Here is an 18,761-nt window from a genome sequence, read left to right as displayed (position 1 = left end):
TGACAAAGCAAAATCCGAACATTAATCTTAAAACTTCTTATCATGAAAAGTCTAAAACTTATTTCATCAGCTATTGCTATGCTTATATGTTTCGTAAGCATGGCGCAAGAAAGAACTATTACAGGAATCGTTTCAGATGAAACAAAACAACCACTTCCAGGTGTAAACATTTTCAATCAGACAGCAAAAACTTCGGCTTCTACTAATTTTGATGGACAATACAGCATTCAAGCTAAAAAAGGCGATCTTTTGATTTTTACTTTTATCGGTTACGATTCACAAAGACAATACGTACAAGATTCTAATATCATTAACATAAAAATGCGTGCCTCTCAACAAAGTTTAAATGAAGTTGTAGTTGTCGGATACGGAAGAAGTACTTCTGAATACGAAGACAGAAGTTATGCACGTGCCGAAAAAAGAAAAGAAAAAAGAGAAGCTTCAAAAGCGCTTCAAGGAAAAGTAGCGGGAATTCAGGTTTCTAATAATATTGCATACGTTGCTGCTCCAAGTCAAAATTTTAAAATGCCAAGAGAATCTTCGTCTATATCTCCAAAAAATGAGCCTTTATATATCATTGACGGAGTTCCTGCAAAAGCGAATCAAATAGCCAAAATTAACCCGAATGATATTGATAATGTTTCGGTTTTAAAGGACAAAAATGCTACTTCAATTTATGGAAATAAAGCTTTAAATGGCGTCGTTGTGATTTCGACAAAAAATGAACTTTATAAAAACCTTTCTGAAAAAGAATTGGATAAAAAATTAAATATAATGCCAATTCCAACAGAACCAACTCAGGAAGATTATGATGCTTTTGTGGAAAATGCTTTTGAAAGTCCAAAAACAGCGCCGCTTTCTACTTTTTCTATAGATGTTGATAATGCTTCTTACACAAATATCAGACGCTTTTTAAACAACGGACAGCAAGTTCCAAAAGATGCTGTTCGCGTAGAAGAAATGGTTAATTTCTTCAAATACACGTATCCGCAGCCTAAAACTGAACATCCGTTTTCTATCAATACAGAAGTAAGCGATTCGCCTTGGAATTCTAACAATAAAATCTTGAAGATTGGTTTGCAAGGAAAAAACATTCCGACTGAAGATTTACCAGCATCAAATCTTGTTTTCTTGATTGATGTTTCGGGTTCAATGAGCGACATGAACAAATTGCCTTTATTAAAACAATCTTTAAAAATTTTGGTGAATGAATTAAGACCAAAAGATAAAGTAGCCATTGTCGTTTACGCTGGCGCAGCAGGAATGGTTTTGCCTCCAACTTCTGGAGACGAGAAAAAAACAATTATTGATGCCTTAGACAAATTACAATCTGGTGGAAGCACGGCTGGAGGCGCAGGTATCGAACTGGCGTATAAAACGGCTACAGAAAATTTCATTAAAGGAGGAAATAATCGTGTTATTCTAGCAACTGACGGAGATTTTAACGTAGGAAGTTCTTCTAATTCGGATATGGAAAAACTAATTGAAGAGAAAAGAAAAACAGGTGTTTTCTTAACTTGTTTAGGTTACGGAATGGGCAATTACAAAGACAGTAAAATGGAAATTTTAGCAGACAAAGGAAACGGAAATTATGCTTATATCGACAACATTCAGGAAGCGAATCGTTTTTTAGGAAAAGAATTTAAAGGTTCTATGTTTGCGATTGCCAAAGATGTAAAAATTCAGATCGAGTTTAATCCAAAGCAAGTTCAAGCTTATCGTTTGATTGGTTATGAAAATAGAAAACTTCGTCCAGAGGATTTTAAAAATGATGCGATTGATGCAGGAGAACTAGGAAGCAATCATACTGTTACGGCTTTGTATGAAATTATTCCAGCGAATGTAAAAAGCAACTATTTAGCAGAACAGCCTGATCCTTTAAAATACACAAAAACAGAAACTAATTCTAATACTTACAGCAATGAATTGGCAACTATAAAATTCCGCTACAAAAAACCTGATGGCGAAAAAAGTATCGAAATGATCCAAGTAATTGAAAACAAATCAGTTGCTTTGGAAAAAGCGAGTGATGATATGAAATTTAGTTCTGCCGTAGCTTGGTTCGGATTGAAATTAAGAGATTCGAAATTAATTGCAGATAAATCTACTGAAGAAATTGTAAAACTAGCGAAACAAGGAAATTCTAACGATGGCGAAGGTTATAAAGCAGAATTTATTCGTTTAGTTGAAACTTCTAAGCAATATAATTAATAAATATTTTATTACATTTACGGCTTTATTTTTTAAATTTTATTACACACGTATGAATCCCATTTTAAGCCAAAATCTATTTTTAGTAAAAGAACATGTCGGAATGTTTAAAGCTGCAAACAATTACGACATTTACAATCCGGAAACCAATCAAATTATTATGAACTGTCGCGAAAACAATTTGGGATTTTTTACCAAAATGTTGCGATTCACAGAATATAAAAGAGCGACTCCATTTAATGTTGAAATTACAACTGCTTCTGGCGAAAAGTTAATTACCGTAAGAAGAGGTGTTGCAATATTCAGATCGACGGTTGAAGTTTTAGATGAAAAAGATCATTTGGTTGGAACCTTCAAACAAAAATTCTTTTCTATCGGAGGAAAATTTGAAATCTTAGATAAAAATGAAAGACCTGTTGCCACTTTACAAGGAAAATGGACTGGCTGGGATTTTAAATTCTCACACGAAAACAAACAATTGGCTCAAGTAAGTAAAAAATGGGCAGGATTAGGAAAAGAGTTTTTTACTAGTGCCGACAATTATGTACTGCAAATTGAAGAAACCATAGCAGCTGACAGTCCGTTGAGACAATTAATTTTAGGAGCTGTCATGTGTATTGACATGGTTCTGAAAGAATAACAAAAAGTTGTTAAACTTAGATTAAGAATAACTGACAAAGCATCATTTTAGTTTTCAAAACCCTATTTTTGTAAGACTTAAAATGATGCTTTCTGCATTTCTAAAAATTACCATAATGACCGACTTAAAAAATAAAAACGCCTTTATTACTGGCGCTGGAAAAGGAATTGGAAAAGCCGTTGCTATTGCATTGGCAAAAGAGGGCGTAAACCTTGTTTTAGTTTCTAGAACTCTAAAAGATGTAGAGCAATTGGCTGATGAAGCTTCTAATTTAGGCGTGAAAGCTTTGGCTTTAAGTGCCGATGTTTCTGATATTAATTCTATAAATGCTGCAGCAGAAAAAGCTATTGCGGAATTCAAACATATTGACATTCTAATAAACAGCGCTGGAATTGCTTCTTTTGGAAAATTCTTAGAATTAGAACCAGAAGCTTGGGAAAGAATTATTCAGGTAAATTTAATGGGAACGTATTTTACAACTCGTGCCATTATTCCAAATATGATCGAAAGACAAACTGGTGATATTATTAATATTTCTTCTACTGCTGGATTAAACGGAAACGCATTGACGAGTGCTTACAGCGCTTCTAAATTTGCTGTTTTAGGTTTAACCGATTCTTTGATGCAAGAAATGAGAAAACACAATATTCGTGTTACGGCTTTAACGCCAAGTACAGTTGCAACTGACATGGCAAAAGACTTAAACTTAACTGATGGAAATCCTGAAAAAGTAATGCAGTCTGAAGACATGGCCGATTTGATTATTGCACAGTTAAAATTAAACCGAAGAGTGTTTATTAAAAACAGCAGTATCTGGTCTACTAATCCTTAAAAAATTCCAATTTTGAAATTCCAAATTCCAATTATACTGCAATTGAATTATGAATTTTAAAATATTAAAGTCTTCAAAAAAATTCTGACCAACTTTGTCAAAGTTTAAAACTTTGACAAAGTTCTAACCAATCCTAAGCTTAAAATTTAAATTCAACCACAATTGGAATTTGGAATTTAAGTATTGGAAATTTAAAAAAATACAATGGAACAATATTTAAGACAATTAATCGAAATAGAATTTCAGGATAAGAAACAAATCTATAGCGGATTTTTAATTGATTATTCTGACGATTGGATTTTGCTTCGAAATAACCCGGTGGATTTTATTTTGGATGGTTTTGTTATTTTGAGAAATAAAAATATTGAAGCAATTCACCGAGATGAAGAACACATTTTTACTGAAAAAGTCATTCGCTTAAAAGGAATAAACATCAACACCGAAGACATTATTCCTATTCAGGATTTAAACTCGATTTTGAACTTTCTTGATCGAAAGTACACTATTTTTCAGCTTGCAAAAAAATCTTCTAAAGCGGTTTATTTAGGAAAATTAATTTCTCTTACTGAAGAAGAATTACTAATTGATTTCTTGGAAACAAGAGGTAAATTTGGAGGCGAATTAGGTTTTAATCCAGAAAAAATTCGAGTTATAGAATTTGATACAGATTATATTAATTCTTTGAAATTGCTTATTCCTGAAGATCAGAAGTAAGATGTTTTAAAATAGAAAAGCCCTTTTTGAAAAGGGCTTTTTTATTTTTATCATTCGACCGAAGGGAGAAATCTCCGAAATTAACTCCACTCTTAAAATTGCCAATCTTTGTAGAATTCTTTGCGGAGATTCCTCGTTCCTCGGAATGACAAACTTTATGTTTAAACTTTGTCAAAGTTTGGAACTTTGACAAAGTTCTTAAAATCGTTAATTAAGCTTCCGCCAATTTATTTAAAAACTCCAAACGAACGCTTCCGTCTTCGTCTATTTTAGTCAAATTGATTTCTTGCAAGGTATTTACCAATTCTGGATTCCAAGGCGTTTTTACCTTTACGTAGTTTTCAGTAAATCCGTGAATATAGCCTTCTTTATTTTCACCTTCAAAAAGAACCGTTCTATTTGTTCCTAATTGGCTTTCGTAAAAAGCACGACGCTTTTTAACAGAAAGTCCACGAAGCATTTTACTTCTTTTTGCTCTTACATTTGAAGGAACAACACCTTCCATTTCTGCCGCTTCTGTATTATCTCTTTCCGAATAAGTAAAAACGTGCAAATAAGAAATTTCCAATTCATTTAAGAAATGGTACGTTTCTAAGAAATGTTCGTCTGTTTCTCCAGGAAAACCAACAATTACGTCTACACCAATACAAGCATGAGGCATTACTTCGCGAATCTTATTTACGCGATCAGTATAAACTTCACGCAAATAACGACGTTTCATTAATTTCAAAATATCATTGCTTCCAGATTGTAGCGGAATATGAAAATGTGGTACAAAAGTGCGGCTTCTAGAAACAAATTCTATTGTTTCGTTTTTCAATAAATTTGGCTCGATTGAGGAAATCCTTAAACGTTCAATTCCTTCTACTTTATCCAAAGCCTGAACTAAATCTAGAAAAGTATGTTCGTGTTTTTTGTTTCCGAACTCTCCTTTTCCGTAATCTCCAATGTTTACACCCGTTAAAACAATTTCACGGATATTTTGAGCCGAGATTTCTTTGGCATTTTTCAATACATTTTCTAAAGCATCACTTCTAGAAATTCCTCTCGCTAACGGAATTGTGCAATACGTACATTTGTAATCGCAACCGTCTTGAACTTTTAAGAATGCTCTTGTACGATCTCCGATTGAGTAACTTCCAACGTAAAAATCGGCTTCAGCAATTTCGCAAGAATGCACTTCGCCCATGTCATTTTTACTCAAATCATGGATATAGTCGGTGATTTTGAATTTTTCTGTCGCTCCCAAAACCAAATCTACACCATCAACAGCAGCTAATTCTTCTGGTTTTAATTGTGCATAACAGCCAACAGCGGCAACAAAAGCTTTATCGTTAAGCTTCATTGCTTTTCTAACTACTTGCTTAAACTGCTTATCTGCATTTTCTGTTACAGAGCAAGTATTAATTACATAAATATCTGCTATTTCTTCAAAATCAACGCGGTCGAAACCTTCGTCATTAAAATTTCTGGCAATTGTAGAAGTCTCTGAAAAATTCAGTTTACAACCCAGCGTATAAAAGGCAACTTTCTTTCTATTTTCCATAATCTGTCTTAAATTAATGAAATCGTTGTCAAAAAATTTAAGGCTGCAAATTTACAAACAATATTCATCAAAAGAAAGCGATTAATCAACTTCGAATCAATTATTTGCGCCAATGTTATTAATAATGCATTCCTAAATTAATTTTTATTCCTTAAATTTAAGAGCCAGAAATGCACTTTTGGATGCTTTTTTTAACATTTCAATAAGAATAAAATGACAAAATAATCGATTAAGTGCAAATTTTATCGATTAAATACATTTTTTTCGTTTATAAAATCTAAATTTCTTACATTTACTTTAGTTTTAAACGAAATTGGAAATAATTTCTTATTTAAGAATTTTAATAAGCTTTAATTAATTTAATAATAATTCGGACATAACAATTTTGAATTTTAGCCGTTATGTTGTTGTTTTGTGTTACAAAATGAAATGGGAAAGCCGAAAACCAAAGAGAGTAGGCAAAATTAAATTACAAATACCACGCTTTATGAAAGCATTTTTACCCACGATCTGCTTGATGTTCTTAACCCTTTTTAGTTCGCAAGCGCAAACTAATACTCCAGCTGCAAATCCGTTTCCTACTATTAGTACATTAACGACTTGGGCTAGCTTTAATTCACAACAGCAATTTGATGTTGCTATTCGTGCTGTAGGGTTTAAGTTTGAAGTTAAAGAACCAGGTGAAGGATCTACAGCTTACACTTATATTCGTAAAGTAACTGTAAATGAAGTAAATTATACTGATAGAATTGTATACAGAATTACAAATAATAATTCTGCAAGTATCATTTCATTAGTAACGGCTTCTACAGACTTGGTTAGTTTGTATACTCCACAATTAACAACTTTCAAAAACAACAACTGTAAGACAGAAATGTCTAAAGACAAAAATACAACTTGCAGCTGTTACGAAAGTGCTAATTTTGCTATCGATCTTTGCGATGAGCGTGTAAAATTGACAATGGGTGACGGAAATAAATATTTTGTTTCTGTAGCTAAAAAATAATATTCAAAATATTATTTCTTTAATTGATTCCAAATCTTTACTGACTTTTAAGTATGTAAAGATTTGGAATTCGTTTTTTATAATGAGTTCGGATTTTTAAGTTCGTACCAAACTTCAAGTTCTTCATTGTATTCGAATGAATTCACAAAATGAAAACCTAGTTTCTCAAGAATTTTTCTAGAATTTTCGTTTCCTGCATCTGCGTAAGCGTAAAGCGTTTCGACCTTCATTTCGTTAAAAGCATAATCAACAAAAGCTTTTCCAGCTTCAGAAGCATAACCTTTTCCCCAATGTTTTTCGATAAAACGATATCCTAATTCGTAAAAGTTTTTATGATTATTGATTTCGTCTGTAATATATTTTATTCCAGACCAGCCAATAAATTCGTTAGTTTCTTTTAAAACAACTGCCCAGCGTCCAGTGCCAAAATCCTTATATTGTTTATGAACGAATTTGATATACTCAATACTTTCTTCAATATGTTTGACAGGCCTGTTACCAACAAACAAATGCACGTTAGGATTAGAATCCAACTCAAACATACCTTCGGCATCAGAAAGAAGTAACTCTCTTAAAATCAAGCGATCGGTTTCAATTGGATTTTTCATTTTCTTTAATTTAGAATATAACGGTTAATTACCTCAGCAACACCATCATTGTTATTTGAAGCTACAATTACATCAGCTTTATCACGCAATTCTGGCGTTACATTATCGACCCAAACACCTAAACCTGCATATTCAATCATTGTTAAATCATTTCCTGCGTTTCCAACAGCGATAATTTCACTTTGATGAATTCCTAGCTTATCTGCCAAATATTTTAAACTTGCCGCTTTATCAATTCCTTGCTGCGCGGCTTCTAAGAAAAATGGCTTAGACATCGAAACACTCAAATGTGGCATTTCTTCAATTAAATCATTTTCGACTGTTTTTAGATATTCAGGCTTTTCAAGTAAAATACATTTTACAGCTGGTCTATCAACATAACTTTTAAAATCAGAAACTTTACGATGTACCATTCCAGTAATTTCTTTTTCAACTTCGATATATTCAGAATCTGTCTGGCTGATAATTTCGTCATCTAAATAAGTAATGATATCGGTTTTCATTTTAACGCTGTAATCATATAAATCATGAATCTGTTCTACAGTAAGCTTTTGTTCAAATAAAACCAAATCGTCTTTTACACGGCTTATTATTGCACCATTAAACGAAATGATATACGAATCATTTAAGTCTAATTCCAGTTCTTTAGCGTAGGCTGTCATTGCGATTGTAGGTCTGCCCGAAGCCAGAATCACATAAACTCCTTTTGCCTGTGCTTCTAATATTACTTTTTTATTTAAATCTGAAATTCTGTGGTCGTCTGTCAACAAGGTGTCATCCATGTCGAGCACTAACATTTTGTATTGCATATTTTTTTTAGTTTTCAGTCGCAGTCACAGTTTACAGTTTGAATACTGAAAACTGTGACTGCAAACTGCGACTTCTTAAAGACTCATTCTAAATTTTTCTATAACAGGATTTGCTTTTGCAAAATCAGTTTCTTGAATAAAAATCTCAACAGCCAAATCTGTTCCGCCGAAACCTCCTAAACGAGCCGATTGAATATTATCTTTTTTCACTGTTTCTACGCCAGCTTCTTCTAATCTTTCTTGCAAACCAATTGCTAATACTTCACTTCCCGAAAACACTTTCATTAATCCCATGATAATCTATATTTTATTCTAATATTATAAATCAAAAATCCCGCTTTCCAATAACTGAGACTGAAAACCGGGACTGTATACTAATTTTATTCCTCTTCAATATCGTCTTCCTCTTCGTCAAGTTCTTCTCCTTCTTCATCCATATCAAACAAATAAGGCTCAACTAACATTTTGTCTGCCAAAATTTCAACACGCTCTGTCAGTGTTTCAGCAAAAATAATTCGCTGCGTTTTAGCAATACTGTTGGAAATACGCATAATTTTTGGTTCATGACGCAATTTTAAAATTGGATCAGCATCATCTAAAATAAACATTTTAAGACGATTTACGTTGTAACCTGCCGTACTAAACATATCGTTTAGTTTTGTTGGAGTTCCGATTAAAACATCAATTCCGGTTGAAACGTAGTTTTTATCATAATCCATATCACCTTTTTCATTTACGCCGTAAATTTCTAAATTGGTATATTTTCCATATTTATTAAAAAGATCAACCATTTCTAAAACCTTAGCCTTGTCTTCAACAATAATTAAGGCGCGAGGCGATTCTTCAGTTTTCCCAGCCAATTGCTGAATTACATTTAAAACAATTGTTGTTGTTTTTCCACTTCCTTTTGGCGAAACAATTACACAGTCGGCTCCACTTTTTATAGTCGAAAAAGTTTCTAACTGCAGAGCATTTGCTTCTGTTAAACCGTTTTCAATTAGTCCGTCTTGTAATTTCTCGTTTATCTTTTTTAGTTTCATTTCTTTTTAGCTTTAAGCTTTAAGCTATACGCCTTAAGCAAAAATTATTCATATTTTTTTAAAGCTTAAGCCTGTAGCTTATAGCCTAAAGCGCGAAGCTTTTATTTGCTTGCGAACATTTTCACGTCGCTTTCTGAGATTTCGCTTCCTCCTAGAATAATTAATCTTTCGACCACATTTCGAAGTTCACGAATATTTCCTGTCCAATCGTATTCCTGCAATAATTGTATGGCTTGTGCCGAAAATCCTTTTACTGCATTTCCTTGCTCTGAAGCGATCTTCTCTGTAAAATGCTTAATTAATGCTGGAATATCATCACGTCTTTCGTTCAAAGGTGGAACTTTTATCAAAATTACAGCCAGACGATGGTACAAATCTTCTCTAAAACGACCTTCAGCAATTTCAGTTTTCAAATCTTTGTTGGTTGCCGCCACCACACGAACATCAACTTTAATATCTTTATCTGCACCAACTCTAGTAATCATACTTTCTTGAAGTGCGCGTAAAACTTTGGCTTGCGCCGAAAGGCTCATGTCTCCAATTTCATCTAAGAAAATAGTTCCTTTGTCTGCTGCTTCAAACTTTCCAGCACGATCTTTTACAGCCGATGTAAAAGCACCTTTTACATGTCCGAATAATTCACTTTCAATCAATTCGCTTGGAATTGCCGCACAGTTTACTTCGATTAAAGGAAAAGCAGAACGTTCACTTTTTTCATGTAATTGATGTGCTACTAATTCTTTTCCAGTTCCGTTTGGCCCTGTAATTAAAACTCTAGCTTCGGTCGGAGCGACTTTATCAATCATTACTTTGATGTGATTGATTGATTCGCTTTCGCCGATCATTTCGTAATTCTTACTAACTTTTTTCTTTAAGATTTTATTCTCAACAACTAATTGTTTTTTGTCTAAAGCATTACGAACTGTATTTAACAAACGATTTAAATCTGGCGGTTTAGAAATATAATCAAATGCTCCTAAACGCATGGTTTGAATCGCAGTTTCCATATCTCCGTGACCAGAAATCATAACCATGGGAATTTCTGGCTTGATTTTTTTTACCTCTTCTAAAACCTCAACACCGTCCATTTTTGGCATTTTGATATCACACAAAACCAAATCGTAATCGTTGTTTTTTATTTTTTCAAGCCCCGCAACACCATCTTCGGCTTCATCAACCTGATACGAATCATTTTCTTCTGATAATATTTTAACCAAAACTCTTCTGATCGCCGCTTCGTCTTCGATAATTAGTATTTTACTCATTTCTTTTAAGGTTCTGAGATTCCAAGTTACTAAGGTTCTAAGGTTTTTACGCAAGAAATTAAAAAAATCTTAGCATCTCAGAACCTTAGAACCTTAGCAACTTTAAAAAGTTAATATTTTAGCCACTTATACAATTCCTTCCAGCTTGGTTTTTTGCCGTACATTAAAATACCTACTCGGTAAATTTTGGCCGCGAACCAAACTACAAGGAAAAAGGTTGCAAACAATAATGATACCGAAATTGCAATTTGCCACCACGGCACTCCAAACGGAATACGCATTAGCATTACGATTGGCGAAGTAAGCGGAATCATAGAAAAGATTACCGCGATACTTCCGTGCGGATCATTTACTACTGTAAAGAATCCGATGTAAACACTCAAAATTAATGGCATTATGATTGGCAACAAAAATTGTTGTGAATCGGTCTGATTATCTACCGCCGCTCCAATTGCAGCATAAAATGAACTATAAAGAAAATATCCTCCAATAAAATAAACTACAAATCCGATGATAATACTGGCTATTGGCAGATTCCAAGCTTCTCTCAATCCCATTTGCACTACACCTGAAAAATCATGCTGGGCAGATTGGGCTAATACTGGCGGAATATTACTTCCCGCACCAACGTTTACACCAAAAAATGCAGAAGCAGCAAACATTAATCCCAAACCAATAATGGCCCAAATCATAAATTGCAGAATTCCAGCTAATGAAGTTCCAACAATTTTACCAATCATTAATTGAAATGGTTTTACAGATGAAATAATGATTTCGATAATTCGGTTTGTTTTTTCTTCAATAACGCTTCGCATTACCATGTTTCCGTAAATGATAATAAACATCATAATTAAATAACCAAAAGCTCCACCAATTCCGATTTTAATTTCATTTAAACCTTTTAAACTTTCTTCTCCAGAAGCCTTCACCAAATGAATATTAACCTTTGATTGTGCTTTCTGAATTGCCAAAGTATCTAGTTTTGCTTCTTCGAGATTTAATTTGGTTATTTTTTTTGCAATTACATTCTGAGTTCTTTCAATAAAAGAAATACTTGGACTGTTATTTGAAATAAACTCTATTTTATTTTCTAAATCATTAACATTATTTGTTTTTGGGATAACAATTAAACCGCTAAAACGCTCTGTTGTAATACTATCTTTTAAAGCTTGAACATCAAAGTCGGACAAATTGTAAAATTTAAACTCCGAACTATTTTTATTTTCCTTTAAAAAATCGGAAGCAAAAAGTCCAGTTGCGTCATGAATCACAATACTTTTCGTTTCGGCTTTCATGGAACTTAAATAGCCAATAAATACTGCAATAGCCACAAATAAAAGCGGACTTAAAAAAGTCATGACAACAAAAGATTTATTGCGGACTTTGGCAATAAATTCTCTTTTTATAATTAATGAAATAATATTCATAAATATTTAAATTTTCAAATTCCAAATTCCAATTTTGAACATTTTGCCATTGGAATTTGGAATTTATTTTTTGGAATTTTAATTTTTATTTTCTGTTACTGTTTGAATAAAAATATCGTTTATGCTTGGAATTTTCTCTACGAAATGTGTTACTTGTCCGCGTTGTGTCAAAACGTTCAATAATTCATTTGGCGAAGCATTTCCTATTTCAATATTCAATTTCAAATCATCATTAAGAGATTTAAAATTAGCAGGAGAAACGGTAAACTTTTGAGTAATATCATACATCAAACCTTCAACGTTGTTTGTTAAAATTCCAACTTCAAAACTGTTAGTTCTAAATTGGCGTTTTACATCAGTCACTTTTCCTTCGATCAGTTTATTAGATTTGTGAATCAATGCAATGTTTTCGCAAAGTTCCTCTACACTTTCCATTCTGTGAGTTGAAAAAATAATAGTTGAACCTTGTTCTTTTAAAGCTAAAATTTCGTCTTTGATAATATTTGCATTTACAGGGTCAAATCCAGAAAAAGGCTCATCCAGAATCAGCAATTTTGGTTTATGCAAAACACAAACCACAAACTGGATTTTTTGCGCCATTCCTTTAGAAAGCTCTTGAATTTTCTTATTCCACCAACCTTGAATTCCTAAACGGTCAAACCAATAATCTAATTGTTTTTTGGCTTCAGCTTTAGAAAGTCCTTTCATTTGAGCCAGATACAAACATTGTTCTCCAACTTTCATCGAACTGTACAAACCTCTTTCTTCTGGAAGATAGCCAATTGTTTGCACATGTTTAGGCTGTAGCCTTTCTCCATCTAAAATTATTTCGCCACTATCAGGCAATGTAATTTGATTTATGATTCTTATAAGGGAAGTTTTTCCAGCTCCATTCGGACCTAAAAGTCCATATATACTGCCTTTTGGCACATTTAATGAAACTTCGTTAAGCGCTACATAATCGCCGTATTGTTTTACGACCTTATGTACTTCTAGTAAGTTGCTCATGTTATTTTTAAGGATTTACTGCGTCACTTAGCCAATTACGGCTCAGCGACTGTAAAAGTAAATAATTACTAGCGAATCTGTGTCATAATACGCAAAAAACCCATTCTAAATCTATAGAATGGGTTTTTAATATATTTAAACTTTTAAAAAAGTTAGATTATGAAAACATATCTTTTACTTTTTCAAAAAATGATTTCTCTGATTTCTCAGGACTTGGAGCAAAGTGCTCGTCAGTTAAAGCGTTTTCAAAGAATTGTTTTTGTTCTTTATTTAATGTTCTTGGAGTCCAAACATTTACGTGAACTAATAAATCACCATTTCCGTAACCATTTAAACTTGGAATTCCTTTTCCTTTCAATCTTAAAATTTTTCCAGACTGAATTCCTTCCTCTAACTTAATACGAACTTTTCCGTTAATAGCTTCGATATCTTTTGAAGCTCCTAAAACTGCTTCTGGGAAACTGATGTATAAATCAAAATGAACATTTTCACCTTCACGTTTCAAGAATTCGTGTTCAATTTCTTCAATTGCAACAATTAAATCTCCTGGAATACTATTTCCTGGCGCATCGTTACCTTTGTTAGAAACTTTCAACTGCATTCCGTCAACAACTCCCGCAGGAATTTTGATTGATACCGTTTCGTCTTCCTGAACCATTCCTTGTGCATCTGCCTCAGAAGGTTTTTTATCTAAAATCTGACCAGAACCGCCGCAAGTAGGACAAGTTGACGCAGATTGCATTCTTCCTAAAATGGTATTAGTAACACGCATCACCTGACCTTGACCATTACAAGTTGTACAAGTTTTATACGTTACACCTTTAGCTTGAACTTTACGTTTTACTTTTACTTTTTTCTCCACTCCATTTGCAATTTCTTCTAAAGTCAATTTTACTTTAATTCGAAGATTGCTTCCTTTTGCACGACGAGGACCACCGCCTCCGCCTCCGAAGCCGCCAAATCCACCACCAAAAATATCACCAAACTGACTGAAAATGTCATCCATATTCATACCGCCATGACCACCGCCAAATCCGCCAGAACCATCAAATGCTTGATGACCGTATTGATCGTATTTTGCTTTTTTCTGCGGATCACTCAAAACTTCATAAGCTTCTGCCGCCAATTTGAAGTTTTCTTCTGCCTCTTTGTCGCCTGGGTTTTTATCAGGATGGTATTTTAGCGCACTTTTTCTGTATGCTTTTTTAATTTCGGCAGCGTCAGCATTTTTTGAAATGCCTAGTATTTCGTAAAAATCTTTTTTCATAATTTAGGTTAAATTCTAAATCTAAAAATTCCAAATTCCAATTTTAAAAACTGAATTTTGAACTTTTATTGCTTCTTAGTTTCCAACAACAACTTTAGGGAAACGAATAATTTTGTCTCCTAATTTGTATCCTTTTTCAATAACATCAACGATTTTACCTTTTAATTTGTCAGATGGGGCTGGGATTTGAGTAATCGCTTCAGCAATATCAGCATTAAAAGCATCACCTGCTTGAATTTCAACTTGCTCTAAACCTTTAGAAACCAAAGTGTTTTTCAATTTTTCATGAATTAATTCAACACCTTTTTTCAAATTTTCATCATCAGATTTGTTGATCTCTACAGCTGCTCTGTCAAAATCATCTAAAACTGGAAGCATAGCCAATAAAACTTCTTGGTTTGCTGTTTTAAATAATTCAAGACGCTCTTTTGAAGTTCTTTTTTTGTAATTTTCAAATTCAGCAAATAATCTCAAAAACTTATCTTTTTCTTTAGCTAAGTCTTGAGCTAATTGCTCCTCAACACTTAATTCTTCAACAATTAATTGCTCTCCATTAGCGTTAGTCTCTATCGTTGCATCATCTAATTCCTGATCGAATTCTGTATTTTCCGTAGTCATATTACTTTTATTTTTAAAAATATTTTTAAACTTCATTTTTTATTTCTTTCTGTTGGATTGCAAAAGTACTGCCAAATCTTATAAAATGTCAAATTGTCACTCTATTAATTATGAGACTTTTAAAAAAGGAAATTAGACAGTCAAAATTTAGTATAATTTTAAGACTATTACGTTATAGTTTATTTTATCTTTGATTGCGTAAAACAAAAATTATTACCACCAAAATTGAATTTAAGGGTTGGCTTTGGCCTCAAAATAATTATTAATTCAAATTTACCTTATATTAAAAAAAGCTTCGCCTACAGAGACGAAGCTTTTTTTTATGCTTTAATGAATTAATGACAAAGTCTGACTAACAAAAAAATTAACGCAAAGTACGCTAAGTTTTTTTTTCACTCTTAAACTTTTACAAAAAATCAAAAAGTTCGCAAAGCTTTGTATTAATAGCTATGCGAACTTTGTAAAAATTATTCTTAGATAAAAATCTTTGCGTTCTTTGCGTTAAAAAAACAATTGCACGGGCGGAGGGATTCGAACCCCCATCAACGGTTTTGGAGACCGCTATTCTACCCTTGAACTACGCCCGTAACTTAAGGTGGGCAAATTAAGAGTTTTTTTTCTTTACTGGCAACTATTTTCTAAAGAGATTTTAAAAGAAATTCCTTTAAATATGCGCGATTCCAAGCAAAAACCTTTGATTCAAACAGTTAACCTATATTTTATTTCACGCAGATTTAAAAAAAGATTTAGGCAGATTAGCGCAGATTTTTTTAAACAAAAAATCAAATATAATCTGCTCAAATCTATAAAATCTGCGTGCAAAAAACTTATAAATCTGATTTTTAGATCAATGCATTTTTTAATCCTTCAAAATCTACAGAAATCTGTTCTCCTGTCACTAAATTTTTAAGTGCATAAGTATTCGAAGCTATTTCCTGATCTCCAGCAATTACCGCAAACGGAATCAAGCGTTTATCTGCATATTGAAATTGTTTCCCAACTTTTACATTGTCTGGATACAACTCCACTTTTACATTTTCTTGTCTTAATTTCTGAATTGCTTTTGAAGCATATAAAGCTTCTTTATCTCCATAATTGATAAAAATAGCTTTAGAAGTAGCCGCTACAGTTTCTGGAAACAATTGCAATTCTTCTAAAACTAGATAAATTCTATCCAATCCAAAAGAAATTCCGACACCGCTCATATTCTTCAAACCAAAAATACCAGTCAAGTCGTCGTATCTTCCGCCACCGCCGATAGATCCCATGGCAACTGTTTTTGGAGCTGCAACTTCAAAAATTGCTCCTGTGTAATAATTTAAACCACGAGCCAAAGTCACATCTAAGTCTAAAATTGCTGTTGACAATCCTAAAACTGCAACATTGTCACATATAAATTTCAATTCTTCAACACCTTTCATTCCTTCTTCAGAAGAAGCCAACAAATCTGAAAGCTGATTGATTTTATCTGCAAAAGTTCCAGAAAAGCTAAAAAGTGGCTGCACTTTTACTAAAGCGTCTTCAGAAATTCCTTTTTCAATCATTTCTTTCTTTACGCCATCTTCTCCAATTTTATCTAATTTATCTAGAGCAACTGTAAAATCGATTAATTTATCTGAAGCGCCAATTACTTCTGCAATTCCAGATAAAATCTTTCTATTGTTGATTTTAATGGTTACGCCTTCTAAACCTAAAGAAGTAAAAACAGTATCGTATAGTTGAACCAATTCTACTTCTTGCCATAGAGATTTTGAACCTACAACATCGGCATCGCATTGAAAAAATTCTCTAAAACGTCCTTTCTGTGGATTATCTGCTCTCCAAACTGGCTGAATTTGATATCTTTTAAATGGAAATTCTATTTCACTTTGGTGTTGCACAACGTATCTAGCAAACGGAACTGTCAAATCGTAACGTAGAGCTTTTTCAGAAATTTTTCCTGTAAATTTATTTAGTTCGATTCTTTGTTCTAGACTGATTTTTTCAGCCGAATTTATTTGTAATTCTTCAATAGATTCTGGCAATTCAATTTTACTTTTATTGTAGAAAAAATTCCCAGAGTTTAATATTTTAAAAATCAGACGATCTCCTTCTTCTCCATATTTCCCCATTAAGGTATCTGAATTTTCAAACGAAGGTGTTTCGATTGGCTGAAAACCAAACTTTTCAAAATTTGCTTTTATGGTCTGAATAATATATTGACGTTTTGACACCTCAGCAGGCGAAAAATCTCTTGTCCCTTTTGGAATACTTGGTTTAGAAGCCATCTTCTTTATTTTAGATTGTCGATTTTAGATTTTAGATTTCTTTTTGAAACTTAAATTCAAAAACCTTAAAAATTAATTTATTTATATTTTTTTTGATTGCTGGCGTTTTTAGACTTTCCAACTTTCGACTTAATTTAAGTCTGCAAATATCTTACTTTTTAAAATAAATAATAGCAGTTCGAAAACAAACTTGTAACAAAAAACGTATTTTCGTGACAAATTGGTCATGATGCTAAAATTATTTAAAGAAAATATCCGAATTGCGTTTGGTTCTATCAAAACGCAAATTCTGCGAACTATTCTTACTGTTTTAATTATCGCCATCGGAATTACCGCTTTGGTTGGAATTCTTACTGTGGTTTCTGCTTTAGAAAATACTATTTCTAGTGATTTTGCATCTATGGGAGCCAATACTTTCAATATTAATCAATACGAAAATAAAGTTCGTAACCGCGGCGGGAATGAGAGAGAAGTTATTAATCCAATTATTTCTTATCCTGAAGCTGTTGCTTTCAAAAACAAATACAAATATCCTTTTACCGAAACTTCTCTATCGTTTACAGCAACTTCAACCGCCGAAGTTAAATATTTGGGCGAAAAAACAGATCCGGAAATTACAATTGTTGGTGTTGACGAACATTTTATTACCAATTCTGGTTTAGAAACTAGTTTAGGAAGAAGTTTCAACCAGTTTGATATTGACAATAACACTTATTCTTGTATTGTAGGTTCTGATTTTGAAAAAGGACTTTTGAAAGATGTAAATCCAATTGATAAAGTAATATCAATTCGAGGTGCAAGATTTAAAGTAATTGGAGTTTTAAAAGAGAAAGGTTCAACGTTTGGAAACAGTCAGGATTTACGTGTTCTGATTCCAATTCAGGTAGCACGATCTTTATTTACAGCGCCAAATATTAATTACACCATAAGTGTCATGGTTTCTAAAAAAGAAGTTTTAGACCAAGCTATTGACAATGCGACCAGTACTATGCGAAGAGTTCGAAAATTAAGTCCTGTTCGTGATAATAATTTTGGAGTGGTACGAAGCGATGATTTGATTAATCGTATTCTTGGAATCACAAAATATCTTGGATGGGCTTCTTGGATTATCAGCATTATCACAATATTAGGCTCTTCTATTGCTTTAATGAATATTATGATTGTTTCGGTTACTGAACGAACTCGCGAAATTGGCGTTCGTAAAGCTTTGGGAGCAAAAAGGACAACGGTCGCTTTTCAGTTTTTTATCGAAACTTTGCTAATTGGACAAATCGGAGGTTTGGTCGGAATCATTCTCGGAATACTTCTTGGTTTTGCAATTGCAACCGCAATGAGTTTTTCATTTGTAATTCCGTGGATGGCTATTTTTGCCGCTTTTGCAACTAGTTTTTGTGTTGCTTTAGTTTCTGGTTTATATCCAGCAATTAAAGCTTCTAAGTTAGATCCGATTGAAGCGCTTCGCTATGAATAATTTTTTAGTTTTCAGTCACAGTCTCGGTTTTC

17 protein-coding genes and 1 tRNA gene are annotated in these 18,761 nt (G+C 33.0%); 6 read left to right on the top strand and 12 right to left on the bottom strand.

The window, feature by feature from the left end; all coding sequences use genetic code 11:
• Window positions 1-42: 42 nt before the first annotated feature.
• From HNP35_RS07065 to HNP35_RS07050, 4 genes are all read left to right on the top strand, one after another.
• Window positions 43-2,211 carry a vWA domain-containing protein gene (locus HNP35_RS07065; RefSeq protein WP_184159814.1) on the top strand — a complete coding sequence of 723 codons (2,169 nt, stop codon included), beginning with the start codon at window positions 43-45 and terminating at the stop codon, window positions 2,209-2,211.
• 52 nt (window positions 2,212-2,263) lie between these two features.
• Window positions 2,264-2,851: an LURP-one-related/scramblase family protein gene (locus HNP35_RS07060; protein ID WP_184159813.1), complete on the top strand. Its 588-nt coding sequence runs from the start codon at window positions 2,264-2,266 to the stop codon at window positions 2,849-2,851.
• 115 nt (window positions 2,852-2,966) lie between these two features.
• Window positions 2,967-3,683, top strand: a complete 717-nt coding sequence (locus HNP35_RS07055; protein WP_184159811.1) for a 3-ketoacyl-ACP reductase — start codon at window positions 2,967-2,969, stop codon at window positions 3,681-3,683.
• Window positions 3,684-3,887: 204 nt separating this feature from the next.
• Window positions 3,888-4,397: a hypothetical protein gene (locus HNP35_RS07050; protein WP_184159809.1), complete on the top strand. Its 510-nt coding sequence runs from the start codon at window positions 3,888-3,890 to the stop codon at window positions 4,395-4,397.
• A gap of 211 nt (window positions 4,398-4,608) precedes the next feature.
• On the opposite strand, the gene mtaB is transcribed toward HNP35_RS07050, so the two are convergent.
• A complete protein-coding gene (mtaB, locus tag HNP35_RS07045; protein ID WP_184159807.1) occupies window positions 4,609-5,943 on the bottom strand; it encodes a tRNA (N(6)-L-threonylcarbamoyladenosine(37)-C(2))-methylthiotransferase MtaB in 1,335 nt (444 codons plus the stop codon).
• A 487-nt stretch (window positions 5,944-6,430) separates the two neighbouring features.
• Between mtaB and HNP35_RS07040 the strand changes: the two genes are divergently transcribed.
• The gene (locus tag HNP35_RS07040; protein ID WP_184159805.1) at window positions 6,431-6,949 is read left to right on the top strand and encodes a hypothetical protein; all 519 of its coding nucleotides are present in this window, start codon (window positions 6,431-6,433) and stop codon (window positions 6,947-6,949) included.
• A gap of 77 nt (window positions 6,950-7,026) precedes the next feature.
• Here the strand turns inward: HNP35_RS07040 and HNP35_RS07035 are convergent, their stop codons facing one another.
• The 11 genes from HNP35_RS07035 to hisS all read right to left on the bottom strand — a co-directional run bounded on the left by HNP35_RS07035 (window position 7,027) and on the right by hisS (window position 17,258).
• Window positions 7,027-7,557 (bottom strand): GNAT family N-acetyltransferase, encoded by a 531-nt coding sequence (locus tag HNP35_RS07035; RefSeq protein WP_184159803.1) that lies wholly within the window; start codon window positions 7,555-7,557, stop codon window positions 7,027-7,029.
• 5 nt (window positions 7,558-7,562) lie between these two features.
• Complete coding sequence (locus tag HNP35_RS07030) at window positions 7,563-8,366, bottom strand: Cof-type HAD-IIB family hydrolase (protein ID WP_184159801.1); 804 nt, start codon at window positions 8,364-8,366, stop codon at window positions 7,563-7,565.
• Window positions 8,367-8,441: 75 nt separating this feature from the next.
• A complete protein-coding gene (locus HNP35_RS07025) occupies window positions 8,442-8,660 on the bottom strand; it encodes a putative signal transducing protein (protein WP_184159799.1) in 219 nt (72 codons plus the stop codon).
• A gap of 86 nt (window positions 8,661-8,746) precedes the next feature.
• Entirely contained in the window at window positions 8,747-9,406 is a 660-nt protein-coding gene (locus HNP35_RS07020; protein WP_184159798.1) for a DEAD/DEAH box helicase, read from the bottom strand.
• A gap of 101 nt (window positions 9,407-9,507) precedes the next feature.
• Complete coding sequence (locus HNP35_RS07015; protein WP_184159796.1) at window positions 9,508-10,671, bottom strand: sigma-54-dependent transcriptional regulator; 1,164 nt, start codon at window positions 10,669-10,671, stop codon at window positions 9,508-9,510.
• A gap of 110 nt (window positions 10,672-10,781) precedes the next feature.
• Window positions 10,782-12,098 carry an ABC transporter permease gene (locus HNP35_RS07010; protein WP_184159794.1) on the bottom strand — a complete coding sequence of 439 codons (1,317 nt, stop codon included), beginning with the start codon at window positions 12,096-12,098 and terminating at the stop codon, window positions 10,782-10,784.
• 78 nt (window positions 12,099-12,176) lie between these two features.
• Window positions 12,177-13,106 carry an ABC transporter ATP-binding protein gene (locus HNP35_RS07005; protein ID WP_184159792.1) on the bottom strand — a complete coding sequence of 310 codons (930 nt, stop codon included), beginning with the start codon at window positions 13,104-13,106 and terminating at the stop codon, window positions 12,177-12,179.
• A 157-nt stretch (window positions 13,107-13,263) separates the two neighbouring features.
• On the bottom strand, window positions 13,264-14,373 hold the full coding sequence (gene dnaJ, locus HNP35_RS07000; protein ID WP_184159791.1) for a molecular chaperone DnaJ: 1,110 nt from the start codon (window positions 14,371-14,373) through the stop codon (window positions 13,264-13,266).
• A 75-nt stretch (window positions 14,374-14,448) separates the two neighbouring features.
• Window positions 14,449-15,027, bottom strand: coding sequence for a nucleotide exchange factor GrpE (locus tag HNP35_RS06995; protein WP_184159789.1), 579 nt, complete (start codon window positions 15,025-15,027; stop codon window positions 14,449-14,451).
• Window positions 15,028-15,507: 480 nt separating this feature from the next.
• Window positions 15,508-15,578, bottom strand: a tRNA-Trp gene (locus HNP35_RS06990).
• A gap of 255 nt (window positions 15,579-15,833) precedes the next feature.
• Entirely contained in the window at window positions 15,834-17,258 is a 1,425-nt protein-coding gene (hisS, locus tag HNP35_RS06985) for a histidine--tRNA ligase (RefSeq protein WP_184159786.1), read from the bottom strand.
• A 226-nt stretch (window positions 17,259-17,484) separates the two neighbouring features.
• On the opposite strand from hisS, the gene HNP35_RS06980 reads away from it, so the two are divergent.
• Complete coding sequence (locus HNP35_RS06980; protein ID WP_184159784.1) at window positions 17,485-18,729, top strand: ABC transporter permease; 1,245 nt, start codon at window positions 17,485-17,487, stop codon at window positions 18,727-18,729.
• Window positions 18,730-18,761 lie beyond the last annotated feature (32 nt).

It is taken from the genome of Flavobacterium notoginsengisoli, assembly GCF_014207905.1.
Taxonomy (GTDB): Bacteria; Bacteroidota; Bacteroidia; order Flavobacteriales; family Flavobacteriaceae; genus Flavobacterium; species Flavobacterium notoginsengisoli_A.
The sequence above is the reverse complement of the archived record's forward strand: the minus strand, read 5'-3'. Positions and strand labels throughout refer to the sequence as shown.